At 60.9% G+C, this 20,078-nt stretch carries 23 protein-coding genes and 1 tRNA gene; 18 read left to right on the forward strand and 6 right to left on the reverse strand.

From position 1 onward, the window contains the following. The first annotated feature begins 144 nt into the window (after positions 1-144). The 3 genes from KBZ07_RS04505 to KBZ07_RS04515 all read left to right on the forward strand — a co-directional run bounded on the left by KBZ07_RS04505 (position 145) and on the right by KBZ07_RS04515 (position 2,094). Positions 145-510: a hypothetical protein gene (locus KBZ07_RS04505; protein ID WP_254930493.1), complete on the forward strand. Its 366-nt coding sequence runs from the start codon at positions 145-147 to the stop codon at positions 508-510. Positions 511-528: 18 nt separating this feature from the next. Further along, positions 529-1,431, forward strand: a complete 903-nt coding sequence (gene ppk2 / locus KBZ07_RS04510) for a polyphosphate kinase 2 (protein WP_254930494.1) — start codon at positions 529-531, stop codon at positions 1,429-1,431. A 369-nt stretch (positions 1,432-1,800) separates the two neighbouring features. Continuing rightward, the gene (locus tag KBZ07_RS04515; protein ID WP_254930495.1) at positions 1,801-2,094 is read left to right on the forward strand and encodes a hypothetical protein; all 294 of its coding nucleotides are present in this window, start codon (positions 1,801-1,803) and stop codon (positions 2,092-2,094) included. 56 nt (positions 2,095-2,150) lie between these two features. Here KBZ07_RS04515 and KBZ07_RS04520 read toward each other — a convergent pair. Both KBZ07_RS04520 and nrdJ read right to left on the reverse strand, forming a co-directional pair. After that, a tRNA-Ser gene (locus tag KBZ07_RS04520) sits at positions 2,151-2,235 on the reverse strand. Positions 2,236-2,281: 46 nt separating this feature from the next. Then, on the reverse strand, positions 2,282-4,564 hold the full coding sequence (gene nrdJ / locus KBZ07_RS04525) for a ribonucleoside-triphosphate reductase, adenosylcobalamin-dependent (protein WP_254930510.1): 2,283 nt from the start codon (positions 4,562-4,564) through the stop codon (positions 2,282-2,284). A gap of 235 nt (positions 4,565-4,799) precedes the next feature. On the opposite strand from nrdJ, the gene KBZ07_RS04530 reads away from it, so the two are divergent. Together KBZ07_RS04530 and KBZ07_RS04535 are read left to right on the forward strand one after the other, a co-directional pair. Then, entirely contained in the window at positions 4,800-5,477 is a 678-nt protein-coding gene (locus KBZ07_RS04530; protein WP_254930496.1) for a trans-aconitate 2-methyltransferase, read from the forward strand. Between the two features lie 216 nt (positions 5,478-5,693). Further along, positions 5,694-6,068, forward strand: a complete 375-nt coding sequence (locus KBZ07_RS04535; protein ID WP_254930497.1) for a PAS domain-containing protein — start codon at positions 5,694-5,696, stop codon at positions 6,066-6,068. A 242-nt stretch (positions 6,069-6,310) separates the two neighbouring features. On the opposite strand, the gene KBZ07_RS04540 is transcribed toward KBZ07_RS04535, so the two are convergent. Beyond that, on the reverse strand, positions 6,311-7,273 hold the full coding sequence (locus KBZ07_RS04540) for an amino acid ABC transporter substrate-binding protein (RefSeq protein WP_254930498.1): 963 nt from the start codon (positions 7,271-7,273) through the stop codon (positions 6,311-6,313). A 123-nt stretch (positions 7,274-7,396) separates the two neighbouring features. Between KBZ07_RS04540 and KBZ07_RS04545 the strand changes: the two genes are divergently transcribed. From KBZ07_RS04545 to KBZ07_RS04600, 12 genes are all read left to right on the forward strand, one after another. Next, the gene (locus KBZ07_RS04545) at positions 7,397-9,073 is read left to right on the forward strand and encodes a peptide chain release factor 3 (RefSeq protein ID WP_254930499.1); all 1,677 of its coding nucleotides are present in this window, start codon (positions 7,397-7,399) and stop codon (positions 9,071-9,073) included. A gap of 106 nt (positions 9,074-9,179) precedes the next feature. Next, on the forward strand, positions 9,180-9,662 hold the full coding sequence (locus KBZ07_RS04550; RefSeq protein WP_254930500.1) for a MotA/TolQ/ExbB proton channel family protein: 483 nt from the start codon (positions 9,180-9,182) through the stop codon (positions 9,660-9,662). Positions 9,663-9,715: 53 nt separating this feature from the next. Continuing rightward, positions 9,716-10,048, forward strand: coding sequence for a hypothetical protein (locus KBZ07_RS04555; protein WP_254930501.1), 333 nt, complete (start codon positions 9,716-9,718; stop codon positions 10,046-10,048). Further along, complete coding sequence (locus tag KBZ07_RS04560) at positions 10,045-10,407, forward strand: biopolymer transporter ExbD (RefSeq protein ID WP_106633011.1); 363 nt, start codon at positions 10,045-10,047, stop codon at positions 10,405-10,407. Before KBZ07_RS04555 ends, KBZ07_RS04560 begins: the two co-directional genes overlap by 4 nt. 4 nt (positions 10,408-10,411) lie before the next feature. After that, positions 10,412-11,140 (forward strand): hypothetical protein, encoded by a 729-nt coding sequence (locus KBZ07_RS04565; RefSeq protein ID WP_254930502.1) that lies wholly within the window; start codon positions 10,412-10,414, stop codon positions 11,138-11,140. A gap of 77 nt (positions 11,141-11,217) precedes the next feature. Further along, entirely contained in the window at positions 11,218-11,865 is a 648-nt protein-coding gene (locus tag KBZ07_RS04570) for a Crp/Fnr family transcriptional regulator (protein WP_106633013.1), read from the forward strand. Further along, complete coding sequence (locus KBZ07_RS04575) at positions 11,862-12,557, forward strand: winged helix-turn-helix domain-containing protein (protein WP_254930503.1); 696 nt, start codon at positions 11,862-11,864, stop codon at positions 12,555-12,557. The genes KBZ07_RS04570 and KBZ07_RS04575 overlap by 4 nt, the downstream gene beginning before the upstream one ends. Positions 12,558-12,600: 43 nt before the next feature. Beyond that, positions 12,601-13,293, forward strand: coding sequence for a response regulator transcription factor (locus KBZ07_RS04580; protein ID WP_254930511.1), 693 nt, complete (start codon positions 12,601-12,603; stop codon positions 13,291-13,293). Between the two features lie 157 nt (positions 13,294-13,450). Continuing rightward, positions 13,451-14,452: a cell wall metabolism sensor histidine kinase WalK gene (locus KBZ07_RS04585; protein ID WP_254930504.1), complete on the forward strand. Its 1,002-nt coding sequence runs from the start codon at positions 13,451-13,453 to the stop codon at positions 14,450-14,452. Between the two features lie 71 nt (positions 14,453-14,523). After that, on the forward strand, positions 14,524-14,742 hold the full coding sequence (locus KBZ07_RS04590) for a hypothetical protein (RefSeq protein ID WP_254930505.1): 219 nt from the start codon (positions 14,524-14,526) through the stop codon (positions 14,740-14,742). Positions 14,743-15,190: 448 nt separating this feature from the next. Then, the gene (locus KBZ07_RS04595; RefSeq protein ID WP_315859532.1) at positions 15,191-15,697 is read left to right on the forward strand and encodes a Coq4 family protein; all 507 of its coding nucleotides are present in this window, start codon (positions 15,191-15,193) and stop codon (positions 15,695-15,697) included. Between the two features lie 509 nt (positions 15,698-16,206). Then, positions 16,207-16,518 carry a hypothetical protein gene (locus tag KBZ07_RS04600; RefSeq protein WP_254930506.1) on the forward strand — a complete coding sequence of 104 codons (312 nt, stop codon included), beginning with the start codon at positions 16,207-16,209 and terminating at the stop codon, positions 16,516-16,518. A gap of 125 nt (positions 16,519-16,643) precedes the next feature. Here the strand turns inward: KBZ07_RS04600 and KBZ07_RS04605 are convergent, their stop codons facing one another. Together KBZ07_RS04605 and KBZ07_RS04610 are read right to left on the reverse strand one after the other, a co-directional pair. Next, on the reverse strand, positions 16,644-17,087 hold the full coding sequence (locus tag KBZ07_RS04605; protein WP_254930507.1) for an EamA family transporter: 444 nt from the start codon (positions 17,085-17,087) through the stop codon (positions 16,644-16,646). A 120-nt stretch (positions 17,088-17,207) separates the two neighbouring features. Beyond that, positions 17,208-17,906, reverse strand: a complete 699-nt coding sequence (locus KBZ07_RS04610; RefSeq protein ID WP_254930508.1) for a cupin domain-containing protein — start codon at positions 17,904-17,906, stop codon at positions 17,208-17,210. Positions 17,907-18,226: 320 nt separating this feature from the next. Between KBZ07_RS04610 and KBZ07_RS04615 the strand changes: the two genes are divergently transcribed. Continuing rightward, positions 18,227-18,664, forward strand: coding sequence for a hypothetical protein (locus KBZ07_RS04615; RefSeq protein ID WP_315860138.1), 438 nt, complete (start codon positions 18,227-18,229; stop codon positions 18,662-18,664). Between the two features lie 825 nt (positions 18,665-19,489). On the opposite strand, the gene KBZ07_RS04620 is transcribed toward KBZ07_RS04615, so the two are convergent. Continuing rightward, complete coding sequence (locus KBZ07_RS04620) at positions 19,490-19,852, reverse strand: AbrB family transcriptional regulator (protein ID WP_254930509.1); 363 nt, start codon at positions 19,850-19,852, stop codon at positions 19,490-19,492. Positions 19,853-20,078: the final 226 nt, after the last annotated feature.

The following is a 20,078-nucleotide window of genomic DNA, read 5'->3' on the forward strand; positions in this document are numbered from 1 at the left end:
TGGCGACGACTTCCGCATCTCCCTGCATCACGGCGGCCAGGGGGATTGCACCGTGGCAGATCTCTCCTTGATCGACTGCCCCAACGAGTTGGTGCTGATGGAATTCGAGCGCTGGATGCGCGGTGCCGGTTACGTCCTCGAGGTATGACCTCCCCCCGTAGCCGCGCCCTGCAATTGCCCACCACAGGCGCGTCGACCGGACGGGTATTTCGCCGCCGCCACCGCCCGGCCCGCTGGCGTCAGGCCGCTATCGCCCTGCTGCTGGGCGCTGCCGGCGCCGGGCTGATGCTGGCCTTGCTGCAGTTACCGGAGCGCTTCGACACCTTTTTGGTGCTGAGCACCGCCCTAGCCAACCTGATCGGCGGGGTGCAGCAGGCGCTTTGGGGACTGGTGCAATTGCTGGCGGTGGTTCTGCTGGTGCTGGCGGCCATTGCGGCCCTGGGCTTGGTGGTTGCTGGGATCATCCGTCTGGTGCGAGCTTTATGGCCCCAGCCCAGCCGCCGCAGCTAGTTATGGAGACTCTCAGCAATGGGAAAACACAAGAAAAGCGATAAAGCCCCCAACTCGAGCAAGCCCCAGCCACCCCTTTTGGGGTCCCTCAGCGATCGCTACTACCCGTCACCTTTGCTGGAAGATCTGGCCAGCAATGGGGGCCGGCTAGATCGCAAGGTTTACGAGAAAGAGCTCACTAGGCTGCAGGTGGAGCTGGTAAAAATGCAGTACTGGCTGAAGGCCTCTGGCTTTCGGCTGATCGTGCTGTTCGAGGGCAGGGATGCGGCCGGTAAGGGCGGCACGATCAAACGAATCACCGAACCGCTAAACCCCCGTGGCTGCCGGGTGGTGGCCTTGGGCACCCCCTCTGATCAACAGAAAACCCAGTGGTACTTCCAGCGCTACGTCGAACACTTCCCTTCAGCTGGGGAAATCGTCGTATTTGATCGCAGCTGGTACAACCGAGCTGGGGTGGAATCGGTAATGGGCTTCTGCACACCAGCCCAAACGGAGGAGTTTCTGCAGAGCTGCCCGGAATTTGAGCGGATGGTGGTGCGCTCTGGAATCGTGCTCCTCAAGTATTGGTTTTCAGTGAGCGATGCGGAGCAGGAAAGCCGCTTCCAGTCCCGTATCGAAGATCCCACCCGCCGCTGGAAGCTCAGTCCGATGGACTTGGAGGCCCGCAACAAGTGGGAAAGCTTTTCAGCCGCTAAAGATCATATGTTTGCTCACACCAACATCCCCGAAGCGCCCTGGTTCACCGTGGAGGCAGACGACAAACGCCGCGCCCGCCTCAATTGCATTCACCACCTGCTCAGCAAGATTCCCTACGAAGACATGACACCTCCAGCGATCAAGCTGCCGCCCCGCAAGCCACCCAAGGGCACGGCTCGTCCGCCACGCAACGAGCAGTTCTTCGTGCCCAACCTATATCCCTAGCTGTGTAGGCGCGCAAACCAGAGGCCAGCCAGCTGGTAGGAGCTCCAAAGGAACGCCAATAGAAACAACCAATTCAGCCAGGGGGGACGCTGGGGACTCTCTGGGGCCATGAACAGCCAGGCTGGGTTGGTAGCCCCCAGATTCGCACCACAGGAATTTGTAGGCCATAAAAAAGCAGGGATTGCTCCCTGCCTGATCACCACTCCCTTCATGGCGCTCAAGAGCAGCCTAGAAAAGATGGGATCAAGTGAGCCAAACCCATATCTTTTGAACCGCATCACGCAACGTGACGGTCTGTGCCGGCGCATTGGCCTGGGGCGGCAACCCCCGTAATATGCCGCAACTTCACTGATCCGATCTGGCCTGGAAATGGGCAACCCAATCAGTCGTGAACTGTTTTTGGCAAGGGCCCGATCCCGTTTTGGCGATCAATACGACTACGCAGCCATCCTCTACAAGAGCTACAAGACCCCAATCAAGATTCGCTGCAATATGCATCCAGTCAAAGAGATTTCGATCACCCCCGAGAAGCACCTTCAAACCACCGGCGGCTGCAAATACTGCCTAAGGGAGAAGCGCATAATCAATCTCGAAAGGGAGCTCAACCGCGCCTGCGCGGAGCCCGCCGTAGCAATGCGCCGCTTCAGCCACCTTCATGACTGATGCCAGACCAGCCCTGCAAGCACTTGCGGGGCTGGGAACTGCTGATGTCATTGGAACGGAGAGGGCGGGATTCGAACCCGCGGAAGCTTTCACTTCGCTGGTTTTCAAGACCAGAGCCATCAACCACTCGACCACCTCTCCAGAGGGTCGGTGCGGCATTGCCACACCGATGTTTCATCTTAATTGGTCAGTTGTTGCCCGGTTTAGCCAAAGGCAGTAGGCACTTGTCTGAATCGCAGCCAGCTGGGCCTGCCTCCACCAGCTCACCGCGGTCGTAGCGCTGAAGAGCTTCAAAGAAGCAGGTGGTGCTGCGCCGGGCGGCCACCTCAGCGTTGAGACGCAGGTAGGTTGCATGGTCGATTGGTTCAAATGGCAGCCGCGGGAAGGTGGCGTTGGCGTCAAAACGGGCCAATAGGGCTGCAGAGATGTAGCCCTCGCCTTGATCGATTGCCTGATAAATGGCATCTGCCAGGGCTTCTATTTCGTTTTCGCGAAACTCCACCGTGGCTGAGGTGTTGTGGGCTGTGTAGTGCTTCTGCACCTGCATGTAAAAGTCGAATTGGGCCAGGGCTGAGAAGTTGTTGATCTCCACCGCATCCGCACCGGGAATATTTGCCCAGCTCACTTCGGTGGGAATTTCCACCAGCCACTCGGTGCAGCGGGGATCAAACGGGTCATCAAGCAGGCGGCCCTGTTCGTCCTTATCGCTTTGCGAGGGCACGATTGTGTAGCCGTAATCCATGCAGGCAAGGGCCACAGGATCGTTCTTGCGGAAGGTGATGCGGCGGATGAAGCGCTGGGCTTTGGGGGGGTGCCAGCCAGGTGATGCTCCGGTGAGCAGGCTCTTGGTGCCAGCGGGCTGCACGGTGGTGCATCGGTTGGGGCGGCGCAGGCCGTGACGATCGCAGTAGTCCCAAACCGCCGTATTGACGACCTGCTTCCAGCGGCTCAAGAATTCGGCCTCCTTTGCCTTGAAGGCCAGGCCTTCGGCCGTGTTGGGCCGCCCCGCTTCCCACCAGGTGAGCCAGGGCGTGCCAAAGGCGTGCACAAAGAAGTCGAATAGGCCGGTGAAGCTCACGCCTACGATCGGATCCCAGGCGCGGCTCTGGCGGTAGCGCTCCACCTCGAAGCGATGGTTGAGCAGGCAGGCCACGGCCAGGCCGGCGGCACGGAAGGCCTCCTCCTGGGACACCAGATCGGCGGGGTCGATCTGGTTGAGGTGGATTTCAGCCAGATTGCAGTGGAAGTCGGCGCCGAGGATCTCGCCGCAGGGGTTTAGCCCGTACCGGCCTAGGCGGTGCTCCAGCTCCGCGGCGCCGATTTCGGGGTGGTGGGTGGTGAGCCAGCGGCCGGCTTGCTCGCGGCCTTGGTCGCAGTAGATGCCGATGAACTCTGTGCGCAGCTCTGGGGTGCTGAGCAGGTCGGCGTTGGAGCGGGCGATGGCCTCGGGAGCGAACTGGATCGCGCCTTCGCCGCTCTGGAACTGCTTAACAACAGCATCAAGCACCGTGGCCCGGTCGGGCCGGTTGTGGAAGACCCGGGTGTGGTTGGCCATGCGCAGGGAATCCCTTTCCGGATCGATGCTCCAGTTGCCCTCGCTGTCCTGCTGCCAGAGGTTCTCCTTAGCTCCGGCGGCGGAGTTGTCGTCAGCGCAGAACTGGCGCATGCCGGCGCTGCGGCGGATGTTGCCGGCCACGATCGTGACGGCAGCCTCATCGATCAGCAGGCAGCACTCCACCGAGGTGAGCTGGCGGCCCTGGGCCTTATTGAGGATCTGGGCTACGCGGCCGTAGAGGTCCTTGAGTTTCACCGGGTTGGCCATGCCACCGAAGCCCTTGAGGGTTTCGCCCACGGGCCGCACATCGGAGAGATCGACGCTGATTTCGATGGGGCTGGTGGGGTCAAAGCGCTCGTCGCTGCAGAGATTGAGCAGCAGCTGATAGCTGTCCACCCAGCCGCGGCGCGTGTCACCCACCTTGATGGCAACTCGGTTGGCCTCGATGCTGTGGCTGGTGTGCTCCTGCCGTTGGCCAGCCGGAGTGGCACCGATATCGGTCACAGCGGCGATGCTGAGCCGGTTGCGCACCGCCGGCAAGCGCCCAATCAGGTGCGGCTCGATGATGGCGCCGGTGCCGCAGCCCATCATCGCCAGGTCCATCATTAGACCGAAGGCTTCCCAGTCCACCAGGTTGGTGGAGGTGCAGTTGTAGGCGCCAGAGAAGTTGTGCTGTTGCTCGATCCATTCGGTGCCGCCGATCCACAGCCAGCGTCCTGAAGGCAGAGCTTTTTGCTGCTGCTGCATGCGGCGCATCAGCTCAACCTCCGCCTCGCTGAGGTTGCCGAGCTTGCTCAGACCGCCGAGGTTGCGCTCAGCCACCTGGTGCCAGCTTTCCCTGCCGGTCTCGGTCTTGCGGCTGTAGGTCCGGTAAAACACCGGGTTGGCAGCAGGAGCGGTGGCTGGAAAATCCAGAGCCTCGCCCGCCGGACTGCCGCTGGCGGCGGCAAAAGCCTTTTCCGCCGTAGCAGCTTCGGCGTTCTGACTGGCGGCTGTAGGGGGCGTGGCTGAGAGCGTCACAGGCAGTACGGCCCGAAGTTGAGCCGAACCATAACGCCACAGGTGGGGTGTGCAATGTCTGGTAGACACCAGCGACAGTGCACTGCCCAGCAAGGCTGCGCCACAGTGGATCTGGAAATCTTGAATTTTGATGCTGCGCATTCCGGAGCCGGAGCTGATGGACGAGGCAGGCCAGGTGCTGGCCTATGCCCAGGCCGATTTCGCCGCCTCCGATGCGGCGATGGTGGAGCGGCTAGCTCAGCTCTGCGCTGAAGATCCAGGCACGGCCTTGGTGGATCTGGGTTGCGGCCCGGGCAACATCAGCTTGCTTCTGGCCAGCCGTTGGCCTGCTGCAAAGGTTTTAGGGCTCGACGGGGCGCCTCGGATGCTTGCGGTGGCGCGCGAGCGCCTGGCCGGAGCGTCGCCGGATCTGGCGGCTCGGCTGCGCTTTGTGCAGGCGCTGTTGCCCCTTGCTGCCGCAGGCGAGCTTGAAGCTCACTTCTCGGCGGTGGTGAGCAACAGCCTGTTGCACCACCTGCATGATCCGGCGGCGCTTTGGCAGACGGTGGCCCAGCTCGGCGCCCCTGGGGCCTTTGTTTATGTCCAAGACCTGCGCCGGCCCGATAACGGCGAGGCAGTTGAGGCCCTGGTGGCTTCCGAGATGGAAGGAGCGCCCGAGGTGCTGCGGCGCGACTACCGGGCTTCCCTGCATGCGGCCTTCACCCCAGAGGAGGTGCAGCAGCAGCTGGAGCAGGCCGGGCTGGCCGCCCAGCTCCAGGTGGCGCCGCGGCAGGAGCGCTACTTGGAGGTATGGGGCCGGCTGGCTTAGGCGTTGTCTTGCTCGATGACAAACAAGGCGCATGCTTAAATCCTTCACTTCGAGATGCCTTCGGTAACTGAGAAGACTTTGCGAACGGTGGGTGTGTCTTTTAGGGGCTATATCCCTGCTCAGGGGTTAACTATGTTCCCCTGTGATAAGCAACAGAGGGCAAACCTAATGCAGGGTCTCCCCTACGTATACATATTGGCCGCCGGCGCCAACCCTATGGCCCAACTCGAAACCATCGCCACTGCGATGAATTCCATTCCGGACATAATCTTCTACAAGGACACGCAAGGCATTTGTCGCGGTGGCAACACCGCATGGTCCAATTTGCTCGGCAAGCCGCTCGATCAACTCATTGGCAAGTCCGATTTAGATCTCTTCCCAGAAGTAATGGCCAAGCCCTTCCAGTCGTATGACAAAGCCATGCTGGCTAGTGGTAAACCCACCCGTAACAATGAATGGTTGGTTTATCTTAATGGAAAGAAAGTTTATGTTGAGACGCTGAAAACGCCCTGGATAGGTAAGGACGGCAAAGTCGTAGGCGTGCTCGGCGTTTGCCACGAGATCAAGCCCGACTTCGCCATAAAGCCATGAATATCGCTCCATAAAATAAATCGGTGTCGCACTCTCGGCCAAGGTCTACCTGCTATTGCACGCCAATCAAGTTCTCCATATCTATCTAATCATTCGCCTGGGGCACGACATCCTGTCGTGCTGATGCGTAGTTAAAATGATTTAACGCTTTTGGGATCGTGGTTGTCCAGGGGGCCAGCGCTAGCGGTGATACTTTTTGCCCCCCTTACCTGACCCTCCCACCTGAAGACGCTTCGTGGTTTTCAGCGGAAGGGTGGCGCCTGGATCCAACCGCCATCGTCGACCAGCCGTTGCCGACCTCGCGGTAATCCCAGGCGGGTGCTCGGCCCCAGATGGCGCTCAAACAATTCGCCGTAGTTTCCAACCGCAGCCACCGCTCGGGCGCCGAAATCCGCGGGTAGCTCCAGCTGGCGGCCAAGGTCGGCCCCCACTCCCAGAAACCGGCGCTGCTCCAGTCGGCGGGGATCGCGCTGTGCTGCCGCCGCTTCCGCCTTCAGGTTTGCCTGGGTCAGGCCCAACTCCTCCGCGCGGATAAGGGCGTAGACGATCCAGCGCACCGCATCGGCCCATCCGGGATCTCCCTGGCGGGTGGCTGGAGCTAGGGGTTCCTGGCTGAGCTCCTCCTTCAGCAGCCTGTGCGCCTGGGGATTGCGGAAGGTGCTGCGGCGGGCTGCCAGCAGTGCCCTGCTGCTGGTCACGGCTGTGCAGCGGCCCTGCAGGTAGGCGGTGAGGCTCTGGTCGTGGGTTTGGAATTTGAGCGGCGTGATGGCGATGCTGTTGCGCCGTCCCCAGTCCGCCAGGTTTTGCTCCGTCGTGGTGCCCGTCACCACGCAGATGGGTTGGCCTGCCAGATCGGCGGCGGCACGGACACCGCTGGCCACCGGCACCAGCAATCCCTGGCTGTCGTAATAGACGATGGGCCCAAAGCTGATGGCGTTCCCCCCTGCCGCATCGCGGCTCAGGCTGATCGAGGTGTTGCGGGCCAAGAGGTCCACCTCGCCGCTCCCCAGTGCCGTGAACCGCTCGGCGGCACTGAGGTGAATAAAGCGCACCCGCTCCCCATCCCCCAGCAGGGAGGCCGCTACGGCGCGGCAGAGGTCCGCATCTAGCCCCTGTTCCCGGTTGCTGGGGCTCAGCCAACTGAAGCCTGGCATCGTGCCCTCAACGCCGCAGATCAGCTGCCCCCGGTTACGGATCAGCGCCATCGTTGAGCTGCCGCGATGATTTTCCGGAGCGGAGCAGCCTGAGCCGGCGAGGGCCATTGCCAGCAGGAGGCTGGGGGCTAGCCAGGTGGGCGTGAGCTGGCTCTTGCCTGTCAGGCTGTGCCGATGCCCAGCACCGAATCGGCCCCCCAGAGCGGTTTGAACGATCCCCACGCCACCAGCACTCCAGAACTGCAGGCCCTCGCCGAGGCGGTGAGTCGCCGCCGCAATTTTGCGATCATCTCCCACCCCGACGCGGGCAAGACCACCCTCACAGAGAAGCTGCTGCTCTACGGGGGCGCGATCCAGCAGGCCGGCGCCGTGAAAGCCAAGGGGGAGCAGCGCAAGGTGACCTCCGACTGGATGGAGCTGGAGAAGCAGCGAGGCATCTCGATCACTTCAACGGTGCTGCAGTTCGACTATGCGGGCAGCACGATCAACCTGCTGGATACCCCCGGCCACCAGGACTTCTCAGAAGACACCTATCGCACGCTGGCCGCCGCCGACAACGCGGTGATGCTGGAAGACGCGGCCAAGGGCTTGGAGCCCCAGACCCGCAAATTGTTTGAGGTGTGCCGCATGCGGCGCATCCCGATTTTCACCTTCATCAACAAGATGGATCGGCCAGGGCGCGAGCCCCTTGAGCTGCTCGATGAGATCGAGCAGGAGCTGGGTCTGGCCTGCTGGCCGGTGAACTGGCCGATCGGCAGCGGCGATCGTTTTCGCGGCGTGATCGATCGTCGCAGCCACGACGTGATCCTGTTTCAGCGCGCCGAGCGCGGCCGCCAGAGCGAGGAAAAGCTGCTCACGGTGCAGGAAGCCCGCGATACGGGGGCCGTGGAGCCGGAGCTCCTGGCTCAGGCCCTTGAGGAACTGGAGTTGCTGGAGGGGGCTGGTGCCGACCTCGACCTGGAGCTGGTGCACGCCGGTGAGCTCTCCCCTGTTTTCTTTGGTTCGGCGATGACCAACTTCGGCGTGCGGCCGTTTCTTGATGCCTTTTTGGAGCTGGCCCAGAAGCCGGTGGGCCGCGCCAGCAATGCCGGTGAGATCGATCCGATCGGCCCCGGTTTCAGCGGCTTTGTATTCAAGCTGCAGGCCAACATGGATCCGCGTCACCGCGACCGGGTGGCCTTTGTGCGGGTGTGCAGCGGCAAGTTTGAGAAGGACATGACGGTGCAGCACGCCCGCACCGGCAAGGCCATTCGCCTATCGCGCCCCCAGAAGCTGTTCGGCCAGGACAGGGAGGTGGTGGAGGACGCCTACCCCGGCGATGTGATCGGCCTCAATAACCCGGGCATGTTCGCCATTGGCGACACCCTCTATCTGGGCCAGAAGGTGGAATACGAGGGGATTCCTTGCTTCTCGCCGGAGATCTTTGCCTGGTTGCGCAACCCCAATCCATCGGCGTTCAAGAGCTTCCGCAAGGGTGTCAATGAGCTGCGCGAGGAGGGGGCGGTGCAAATCCTCTACGACACAGATGAAAGCAAGCGCGATCCGATCCTGGCGGCGGTGGGCCAGCTGCAACTGGAGGTGGTGCAATACCGGCTTGAGCACGAATACGGCGTGCAGACGCGGCTTGAACCGCTCGGTTTTGCGGTAGCTCGCTGGGTGGCCGGCGGCTGGCCAGCGCTGGAGCAGGTGGGGCGGATCTTTAATTGCAAGACGGTGCGGGATGCCTGGAACCGGCCGGTGCTGCTGTTCAAGAACAGCTGGAACCTGGGTCAGCTGGCGGAGGAGCACCCGCAACTGGAGCTGAGCGCCGTGGCGCCGGTGGTGAGCGGAGTGGAGCCGATCAATCTTTAAGCCGATCACCCTTTAATCCGTGCAGGCGCCCGAGCCCATGTCAAGCAGGGGCGATACCGGCGGTGCCCCCAAGCGCTCCATATCCTCACTCCATTCGGCAAGAGCCATGGCTTCCTTCCTGTCTCTGTGGAAGGCCTGCGGTCCGGTAGCTGTGCCCCTGCTGATTTTATCGGTGGCGGTATTCACCGTGGGATTTGATCGCTGTGCGTTTTGGTGGCGCTGGTTTGCCCGTGGTCGCCGTTCCTGGCGGCAGCTGCGTACGGCGCTGGCGCAGGCACCTTCTGCGGAGCTCCGCCTTCAGTTGCTTGACGACTGTGACCACCAGATGACTTGGGGTGAGCCCTTGCTGCAGGCAGCAGTGGTGCTGGCTCCGCTGCTGGGCCTGATCGGCACGACGGCTGGCTTAATGGCTGTGCTGAAGCAACTAGGCAGCCAGCTGCTGCTGCCGCCCGGTGCTCCCTTGGCCGGCTACGGCGACGTGTTGCTTCCCACCCTGCTTGGTCTGCAGATCACTTTTGTGGCGATGGCGTTGCTGTTGCTCAACCAGGGGCTGCGCCGCTGGCAGTTGCGTCATTGCGCCAACCCCTGATGCAGCAGCCAAGCGCCGCACAACCAGGGCTCTTAACCGCCTTGGTGCCCCTGGTGGCAACCAGCATCACCGTGTTGCTGGCAGTTGCTGCCCTGCCCAGCCTGGTGCAGCAAGCCAACCTGAGAGTGCACCCCGAGCCCGCCCTTGGCGGCGGTGATGTTTTGGTTGTGGCCCGCGCCGCATCCGGCCGCTGGATTCTCAACGGTGCCCCCCAAGCGGATGAGGGCCTGCTTCGCCAACTGCAGGCTCGCCCGCCCGCGGTGGTGGCTGTGCGTTTCCAGCCCTCGGCTGGCTTGGCCAGCGCTGAGGTGGCCGCCTCTCTCGATTGGTTGCAGCACCACTCCCGCTTGCCGGTGCTGGTGGAGTGGCCGGGAGGAATGCGGTGAAGCAAGCCTGGCTGCTGCAACCCTTCTCCCATGCGCTGCTGGCAACGGCTCTATGCGCTTTTTCCCTGGGCCTGCTGCTGCTGCCCCAGGTGAGGCTGCAGCGCCCGTTGGCCCAGGGGGTAATCAGCCTGCACCTCGCTGCCGACGGTGGCCTGAGGCTCTGGAACCAGCCCATTGCCGCCGCCGAGCTGCGGCGCTTGCTTGCCGCACCGGCCCTGCGCAGCAGGGCGAATCGCTTGCGGATCGTGCCCGATCCCGACACCCCCTGGGGTGACGTCCGCCGCCTGCTCAGCCAGCTCGATTCCTTGCCACTGCACCTTGAAATCCAACTTCCTGCACCTACACCCAAAGCTGGCTGAGCCGATGGTGCGGCGCTGGGCTCCTGCCCTGCTGGCCGCCCTTATTTGCCAGTTGCTGCTGTTGATGGCCCTGCACCAGCCCGGAAGCGATGGCCGCCGCGCTCGCCGGGCCGTGCTGGAAGAGGACACGGCCACCCTGCTGCGCTGGAGCCGCACGGCTTCAGGCTTTGGCACGACTAGCTCCCTGGCCACGATTCCGCTGCAAGGTCTGGCAGGCCTGCCGCCTCCGCCACCCTCCAGCCTGCCCGCTGGTGCTTTCGCCGGCGACTCCCAAAGCGAGCAGGGCCGCCGCCAGCCCTTTGCCGCCGCTAGCGGGCCGCCAACTAAAATCAATCCCGCAGGCCTGCCGCGCCAGCCCAGCGAGGCATTTCGCCTGGCCCGGCAAGTGGCTACGGGTGGGCGGCCCAGGGAAGCTGGCGCCGCCTTGGTTGCCCTGCAGCGGCGCCAGTGGTGGCTGCTTCCCGGCCAGGAGCGTGCCCTTCTAGCCCTATGGGATGGAGGCAAGGAGCAGGAATTACCAGCGAGCCTGGGCACCTTGCCCGAAGACATCAGCCTGCGCCTCAGCAGCCCGAGCGCCGCCGCGCCCCTGGCCCTCGCTGAGCTCCATGGCCGCTCCTTAATAGATGGATATCGGCTTTGGCTCTTCTGGCAGCAGGGCGAGAGCCTCTGGCTGTTGCGGGGGGCTTTGCTGGGGCCACCAACGCCACCTCCACCCGCCCTAACCGGGTCTTAAACCCGGGACTACCGAGCCTTTGCTTGGCAGCGCAGCTGGCTCCATAGCGTTGTGCCAGCCCACTGGCTTGCTCCACGATGGTGTTCACGCCCTCTCTTCAGCCGGGTCGCAGCGATAGCTTCCGCGATCTGCTTGAGACCAGCTACGAGAAGCGCAGTTTGGTGCACCTTGCGGCGGGCAGCCAGGTGCCCCTGCTTAAGCGCAGCGTTTGGCTGGTTGTGCGGGGCATGGTGAAACTCACCGCGATTTCGATCCATGGTGATGAGTTGCTGCTGGGGTTAGCCGGCCCTAACGAGCCCTTCGGCGATCCCCTCACCAATGTTGAGGCCTATGCGGCCAACACCTTGGTAGATAGCGACCTGCTCTGCGTCAGCTGCGAAGAAATTCAGCGCTCACCCAATCTGGCTATGGGCCTGCTTCAGGGCATGGCCTCTCGCTACCGCCAAAGTGAGGCCCTGCTTGCCCTGCTCGGCCTGCGCCGCATCGAAGATCGGGTGCGCGGGTTCCTTGAGTTGCTCGCTAACGACTACGGCCAGCCCTGTGAACAGGGTCTGCGCCTTCAGGTGAAGCTCACCCACCAGGAGCTGGCCAGCACCCTCAGCACCACCCGGGTCACCGTTACCCGGATTCTCGGCGCCCTGCGCGATGAGGGCTGGCTCCACATCGATAGCCAGCGGCGACTGGTGGTGAGCCATCTCCCCCAGCAGCGCAACCAGCATCGATGAATCAGCCGTCCATACGGCTGTTGCTCGTTTACTCCGACTGCACCGCAGCCACCTGCCTGCATCAAAAGCTTGGCGATGAGGGCTACGAAGTAACCGTTTGCACTGATGCAGAGCAGGCGACCTCCAAGCTGGGGCCAAGTTTCAACTGGGATTTGCTTGTGCTGGATGGCAGCCTGGGCGAAGCTGCCCGACAGCTGTGCCGCCAGGTACGCACGGCCCGCACGCCGATTCCTGTGCTGCTGCTATGCCCTGGAGTCTCCGAGACCGACCGGGTACGGGGCCTCGAGGACGGCGCCGATGACGTGCTGCCCAGTCCCTTTGGACTGGCGGAATGCCTGGCCCGCTGCCGGGCCCTGGTGCGCCGCCACCAACTCGGCTCGGAAAACTCGCTTTCCCTGCGCTGCGGCCGGGTTTCCATGCTTGTGGAGGAACACCGAGTGTGCCGCGATGGTGCCGAGGTGAGCCTGTCACCACGGGAATTTCGACTGCTTCACTTCTTTTTGAAGCATCCACGCCGGATCTGGAGTCGCGATGAGCTGCTGGCTCGGGTGTGGGGAGAAAGCGAGGCCGTGGAGCTCGATCCCAAGACCGTGGATGTGCACATCCGCTGGCTGCGACTCAAGTTGGAGGAGAATCCCGCCCAACCCAGCTTGATCACCACGGTTCGTGGCCATGGTTATCGCTGTGGTTGAAGCAACGTTCTGGGGGGTTGAGCTGGCCGGCGAGAATGGCGACATGCAGCCTTCCTTGCTCGTAGTCGAAGACGACGAAACGATTCGCGAAACGATTCGCGAAGCCCTGGAGCTGGAGGGGTTCAGCGTCCAGGCCTGTGGCAATGGCCGCGACGCCCTGCAAATGCTGCAGCAGGCGCCCGATGGCCAACAATTTTCCCTGGTGGTGCTGGATTTGATGCTGCCGGGGCTGGGCGGGCTGGATGTTTGCCGGCAGCTGCGACAACACAGCAACCAAACGCCGATCCTGGTGGTGAGTGCCCGCGATACCGAAACCGACCGGGTGCTGGGGCTCGAGGTGGGTGCCGACGACTACCTGGTCAAACCCTTTGGCATGCGGGAGCTGGTGGCCAGGTGCCGGGCCCTGCTGCGGCGCTCATCTAGCCAAGCCAGCCGGGCCAAGGTGCTGGAGCACGCCAACCTCTGCATCTACCAGGACGAATGCCGGGTGACGCGGGACGGAGTGGAGGTAAACCTATCGCCGAAGGAATATCGATTACTGGAGCTGTTTATGCAAAATCCACGGCGGGTCTGGAGCCGCGATCAGCTTCTGGAGCAACTTTGGGGTATCGACTACATTGGCGATAGCAAAACCGTTGATGTGCACATCCGCTGGTTGCGGGAGAAGTTGGAGGAGAGTCCATCAGCCCCGGTGCATCTGATTACGGTGCGGGGTTTTGGTTATCGCTTTGGCTAGAGCCCTTGAGCTGCTGTTTGCGTTGAGCCTGGGGATAGGGCTAGGCCTGCTTGCCAGCCCACTTATCAGCCCCCTTAGCAGGCGTGGAGGGGCCTCCTGGCGGCGTCGAGCTGGCCTGAACCGCCCCCTGCCCCCAGCCCGGCAACTGCTGAGCTGGATGGATTCCGCCGCCATTGGCTGGATCCTGCTGGATCGCCAAGGCCTGATCGGCCATATCAACCCAAGGGCGGAGCGGATCTTGCAGCTTGATGCCGGCCGCCAATTGCTAAGCCAACCCTTCGGTGATGTCTACCCAGATCCAGGCCTGGCCAGCAGCATCCGCATCGCCCGCCGCCAGGATCGCCCCCAGCGGCTGGAATTGCACTCCGGCGGCCATGACCTAGACGCCATGGTGGTGCCGGGACGAGATGGCTGGTTGGTGGTGCAACTGCAGAGCCGCCGCTCCCTTGATGCCCAGCTCGAGCAGCAGGAGCGCTGGGTTAGTGATGTGGCCCATGAATTGAAAACCCCCCTCACCGCCCTGCTGCTGGTGGGCGATAGCCTCGCTGCCCAGGTAACTAGCCAGAATGCGCGACTGGTGGAGCGGTTGCAGCGGGAATTGCTGCGGCTGCAGGAGCTGGTGGGCGACCTACTGGAGCTCTCCCGCCTGGAAAACACCCTGCCGGGCACGGGCCCACGGGCCATGGTGGTGGATCTGCCCCAGCTGGTGGAGCAGGTATGGGCCAGCGTGCGGCCGCTGGCAGATCAACGCCAGATAGCTCTTGAGCTAGTTGCACCAGCGCAGTTGCGTTTGAGCGGCGACAATTCCCGCCTGCACCGGGCCCTGCTCAACCTTTTTGATAACGCCCTGCGCTACAGCCCCGATGGTGGGGTGGTGCGGGTCAGCCTTGATCGCCGCGGTGAGTGGTGCCAGCTGAGCGTGGCTGATCAGGGACCCGGGCTTAGCGAAGAAGACCTAGCCCATCTGTTTGAACGCTTTTACCGAGGTGATCCATCTCGGGCCCGAAGTAACCGGATCGGCAGTGGCCTGGGCTTGTCGATCGTGCAGCAGATCGCCGTTACCCACGGCGGACGGATCCAGGCGAGCAACCAGGCTGAAGGCGGCGCCGTGCTTGAGATGATCCTGCCGGGCGTAGTCGACAGCGTCAGCCCTGGCTAGGTTTATTAGGTATAGGCGAAGGGCTTGAAGCCATGCATTTTTGGGCTCCCGAGATTGATCCATCCCATCCGATGGACTGCACCCAGGCTGAGCGATATGCCCTGAAGCGTCTTAGCGATGGCACATTTCTGGCCATTGCCGGCGAGGATCAGCGACTCGTCGATGTTGATAGCACTTCTGATGCCTTTCTTTTTCATACCCACGAAGCTGCCCTGCGAGCCGCCACTGAGCTGAATCGCGGCGGCCGCGGTCCGGTAGATGTGGTGAAGATTGAGTGGGAGCAAGCCTGAGCGCCTCAGGGATCATGGCGAAGGCCACCACAAGTCCAGCTCTAGGGGATATCGTTACCAGTCTCTTGGTGTTCCTCCTGGTCGGACGACTTAGCGCAAAGCGGCCACTCTGGAAACTGGAGGTTATCGTCTCACCAGATGGAATGATCTCGAATTTTGAATATAATAGATCGGTTCGTGTTCGTATGAATCCTTGAGCCTTTTGTCCACTGCTCCACCACTTGCTCGTGAAGGTGGAAAGTATCAGTCATACTGGAGGCAGTTGAGATTGGTTTATGTCGCGGTTTGGTGCGCTGCTGCGGGCGGCCAACAACCTCAAACTGCTTGCCGCGATAGGTCGCAGTGGCGGCGATCTGAACTCGATAGCCGATCTGCTCGACAACATGATCGATAGTCCCCAGATGGTCGATTCGATAAGGCGCTTAAGGCGGTGGCTGGTGGAGCGGAAATGCTCGAGCAGCGCTATCCGCCGCTGCAGCCCGACATCGAGCGGCTGATCCAGCTTCCAGTGGGGAGCTTGGGCCGCAGCTACGCCGAGCTGATCCGCCGGCTCAACTACGACCCGGAATTTTTCCGGCCGCGCCCGATTGATAGCGAGGCCCAATGGCTCACCCAACGGGTAGCCACCACCCACGACATCCACCATGTGGTGGGTGGCTTTGGCACCTCAGCAGCAGGCGAAAGCGGCGTGCTGGCGATCACCGCCGCCCAAATCGGCTTTCCCGCCTATGTGCTGCTCACCACCGCCGGCCAACTAGCCAGCTTCCGCCTTCAGCTGCAGCGCTATGAGGAACTAGCCAAGGCGGTGGCTCACGGCATGGCGATCGGCCATCAGGCCCACTGCTTGATAGCGGCCCGGTGGGAGGTGGGCTGGGAGCGGTCCGTTGGCGATTGGCGCCTGGAGCTGGGAATAAATGATCCGGCTGATGGCGCGGCCTATGGATTGGCTGCCTAGAAATGAGGCTTATGGCCCCTCCAGCGGAACCACTGAGTCAGCTGCTTCTGTTTGATCCCCCTGACATCAGGCTCAATTGCCTTTCCGCTGCGCCAGTTTTGTAAAGGAGCCCTCTGAAGCAGCCCCGAGCGCACCCACTTAATATGTCCATGTCAACCGAAAAATTGAGTCTTAGGCCAATCGATCCTGAAGCGGACCTAGACAAGGCAGAGCCCTCTTCGATTCTGTATGGCGCTCCCGCTGGTGCGATGCAGCCAGATCAGGACTACCGGCTTCTGGAGCACTCCTATCGCAATTCACCTGAATACGCAGCGATGGTGGAGCGCTATCCCCTACTAAGGAGCTTGATATCAGCCTGCGTTTCTTCTGAACTGGTTGGTCATCCGCTAGTAATAGCTTGCGTGGAGCAACCTACTTTGACGCTGCAGTGGGATCGTAGCCACGGAGAATAATGTTTTGGCAATCCTCTCCATGGTCTATGCTGCACTACTCACTTAGTATCTAAGAGAATGTCTGAGATCGAGGAAATCAATAAGCTTGTCACTTTTGGACTTGTAGACGGCAAGCTTCGTATTCTCCAAGTCAATGCAAATGTCTGGGGGGACGTTACCGGTAGCATTCAGGGCAGTGTTCGCGGTGATATACATGGAGACGTTGAAGGAAGTGTAGAAGGATATGTCGGACGTGATGTTGGTGCAAATGTTGGCCGCCATGTTTTAGGTAATGTTAATGGCAATGTTGAGGGAAGCGTTTGGGGGGATGTCAAGGGTGATGTATGGGGTAATGTCTTTGGAAAGGTTGAGGGTAACGCTGAAGAGTAGCGTCGCATTCTCTTGGGCTTTGATGTTGCCAGCGTATTTTGGCATCGGGAAATGATGCATTTAATTTTATCAGCTTGGCGGCTAATATGATTGGCTGCGGCTAATAATATAATCTATTTTGGAATTTATTCGGCTAGTGATAACAGCAATCCTCCTCCGGCGATGAGCAATAGTCCTGTCCAGCCAGTAGCTGAGGGGCGTTCGCCAAGAAAGGCGAATCCGATAAGGGCGACAAACAGCAAGCTGAGGCGGTCAATGGGCACCACTAATGACGCATCTCCCTGTTTCAATGCCCTAAAAAAGCAGAAGGAAGACAGGCCGCTGGCAATGCCGGACAGGGTTATGAATACCCAAGTCTGTTGTGATAGTTCAAATGGATTGCTCCATTTGCCGGTTGCAATGATTAGCAACGGCAAGAATATTGATATGACCACTGTGCGGATAAGGGTGGCTAGGTCGGCCTCAATGTTTTCAAGTCCTACTTTGCCGAGTACGGCAGAAGCGCTAGCAAAAATTGCTGAAAGTAAAGCCCATGTAAGCCAAAGGGGTAGGGCTGGAAACGGGCTCATTTGAATTTATTTTCCGTATCGGTCATGCTGGTTTCATTCTAGCCAAGTATCTCTGTTGAACTGTGAGCTATCAAACCTGCAATGTTATGCAGCGTGTCTCCCCCTGTCTCAGGAAGGAAGTCACCTCTTTGATTCGTGCATCAGGGGGCTCTGCGGAGCAATCGTCTCCGGTAGATGGCCGGTTTTAACCCAGATCGTGCAACCGGTTTCGCTCCATGGCCTGTGCACGCTGCCGGGCGGATTGCGCAGCCAGCTGCCAGCCGGATAGGTGCTGTGTTCGTCATTGAATACGCCTGCGAGCACCAGAATCTCCTCCCCACCTGGATGGCTGTGGGTCTGAAACACCGTTCCCGGGGCCCATCGCACTAGGGCTAGGTGTTCAGAGCCAAAGGCGTGCAGCGGCAGCACATCCAACCCCCTGACCAGTCCTGGAATCCAGGCTTCTTTATTGGTGTTTTTCACCAGCTGCTGCTGATCTGCCGGGTGCATCTGGTGCAGCTTGACCAGGATGGTGCAGCCCGCTTCGCTGAATGGAGCATGGCTGGAGCCAGCGGGGTTGCGCAGGTAGGTGCCGGCTGGGTAGTCGCCTTGTTCATCTGAGAAAGTGCCCTCCAGCACCAGGATCTCTTCGCCGCCGCCATGAAGATGGCGCTCGAAGTGGCTGCCTGGGGCATAGCGCACGATCGAGGTTGCCCTGGCTACCTCGCCGCCATTGCGATCAAGTAGGCGCCGCTCCACCCCCGCCATAGGGGTTTGGTTCCAATTGAGAGCATTGGTGTCGAGCACCGCCCGCTGACTGAGGTCTGCATGGAGCTCCATAAGTTGGATTCTGGCCCCTAAAGGTTGAAACTAGTCGCTAGTGGTGCAGTCTTCTAGTCCAGTCGCGCTGCAGGTGACGTGACTGACCTGCCTGCTTACGTCCTGCCATGGCCCACCTGTAGCCAGGTGATGGTGACATCGGCAGCCCTATCTGGAATCCTTCTTGACTGAAATACAACGGTTGCTGAGGCTGGCAAATCCCTTAATTTTCGAGGCGCCCACAAGGGGATCCCACTTCTGCTCACTGATTCACCAAAATGGATCTTATTCTGTTTGTGCTGGCTTCTGGCTAGAGAGGCGTGACCTTTGCCAGCCGGTCCATGCCGACGTCTGATGACGATGCGCCCATTAACTGCCAAAGTGAATCGCACCTGACTGCCATAAGGGAAAGGAAATTGCGCAGAGAGATTGTTGCCATTGCCATGAGCCTGTTGATGCTGTTGACGGCGCCAAGCGCATATGCCAGCAGTGGCGCCGCGCAGCATTTCCTCTGTGAGGGCGACTCGCTGGATGCAATCGCCTTCAACGGGTCTGTGGATGCTGTAGATATCCCCAATAGCAACGACGACACAGTGCCTGGAGCCTTCATGGTGCTGCGCTGGCGCGAACTGAGTCTGCAATTACCACGTACCAATAATGCTGGGATTGCCAGTTACTCCGATGGGCGCTGGTGGTGGCAGGCCCTTGATCCAGATCACCCGGAATTCGCACAATTGCGCGGAAACGCTGAGCACTACAGCTGCGTTAGCGAGCATTGACTACAACTGGCTAAAGGTGCCTGCCCACCAGAGCCGGGGACTGGTTGCCTGCTCTGGAACGCTATGGCTTGAGTTTTCATTTCGTGCGCTCCAGCCGAGTGGGGCGGGTTGGCACGGGCGCAGATCTTGTAAACCGCGGGGACCGATCAAGGGAGAGCCTTCAATACCAGGGCAGGAGCGGCTTCAGAAGCACGGTGGCATCGTTTCGGCCGTGAATCCGGCGAACTGGGTCCGGCGTTTGCGGTACCCCAATCACCTTTTGCTGGCTGTTCCCTGGCCAGTTTTTTTTCGGCTTGGTTGCCTCCGGCTACCTGCTCCTCAGCCTGCTTGTCGCGGGTCTTTATGTACTCGATCCCCAGGGAATCGCACGGGTGGATGGAACCGCTTCCAGCTTTGGGGATCTTTTTCTTCAGCCTCCATACCTTGGGCTCGATCGGCTAGGGGGCATTGTTTCCGACAAGCCTTTACAGCAATCTGCTCATCACCGCCGAGTCCTTGCTGGGGTTGTTCGTGACCGCGTTGGTTACGGGTCTGGTCTTCAGCCGTTTTTCCCTTCCACGGCTCGGATCCTGTTCTCTGAGGAGGCCACGGCGGTCCACACCTACAACGTCTTGCCCACGTTGATGTTCCGGTTGGCCAATGAACGCCGCAAGGCCATTGATGAGCGTTCCGCCGAAGGCCAGCGGATACGTCGCCTTTTGCGCGACCACTCCGCTGCGCCAATCGTTGTGGTTGTATCCCCACCAAGGGATTGCAGGCGGTTATGCCGGCACCTATTTTCGGGTGCCGGTTTTCACAGCGCACGAGATCACGGCTGGTGTCTGCTCACTCCTCATCTGCGCTGCCCAGGGGAATCAGCTTGATCTGCTTACGGCCAAGCTTGATCTCGAACTCATCGCCGGGCAGTAGGTCGAGCACGGCTGTATAGGCCTTGCCCACCAGCAGATTGCCGTTGCCCTGAACAGTTGCCACATAGCTAAGGCTGCGCCCACCCTTGCCCCTTCCGGCGGTATCGGTGCCGAGGCTTACACCCTTAGCGCCCAGCAGGGCCTCATAGAAAGCGGTGAAGTTGAGGCGCTCGCCGCCGTCTTTTTTGGTGCTCACATAGCCGCACTCACGCACGAGCTCTGACTTGGAGACATCGCCCAGTTCCTTGACCTTGGCGAGCAGGTCGGATCCGGTAATCATCTGATATTGGCGTGGTCCCCTGAATATACCAAGCCCACATGCTGTGTCAATCCACTACATCGGCAGGCAAGGCTTTACCTCCACGGGCTCCAGTGTCAACCATCAATGCGGCTTCGCGATATTGCAAAATGCCACTGTCAGAGCTCGGTTTCACAGGCGTCTACGTCCCCGCTTCCATCGAGATAGCTGTGTCCCTGGATTAGCAACTCTTGAGCTCGGAAATAAG

This window comes from Cyanobium sp. BA20m-14 (assembly GCF_024346295.1).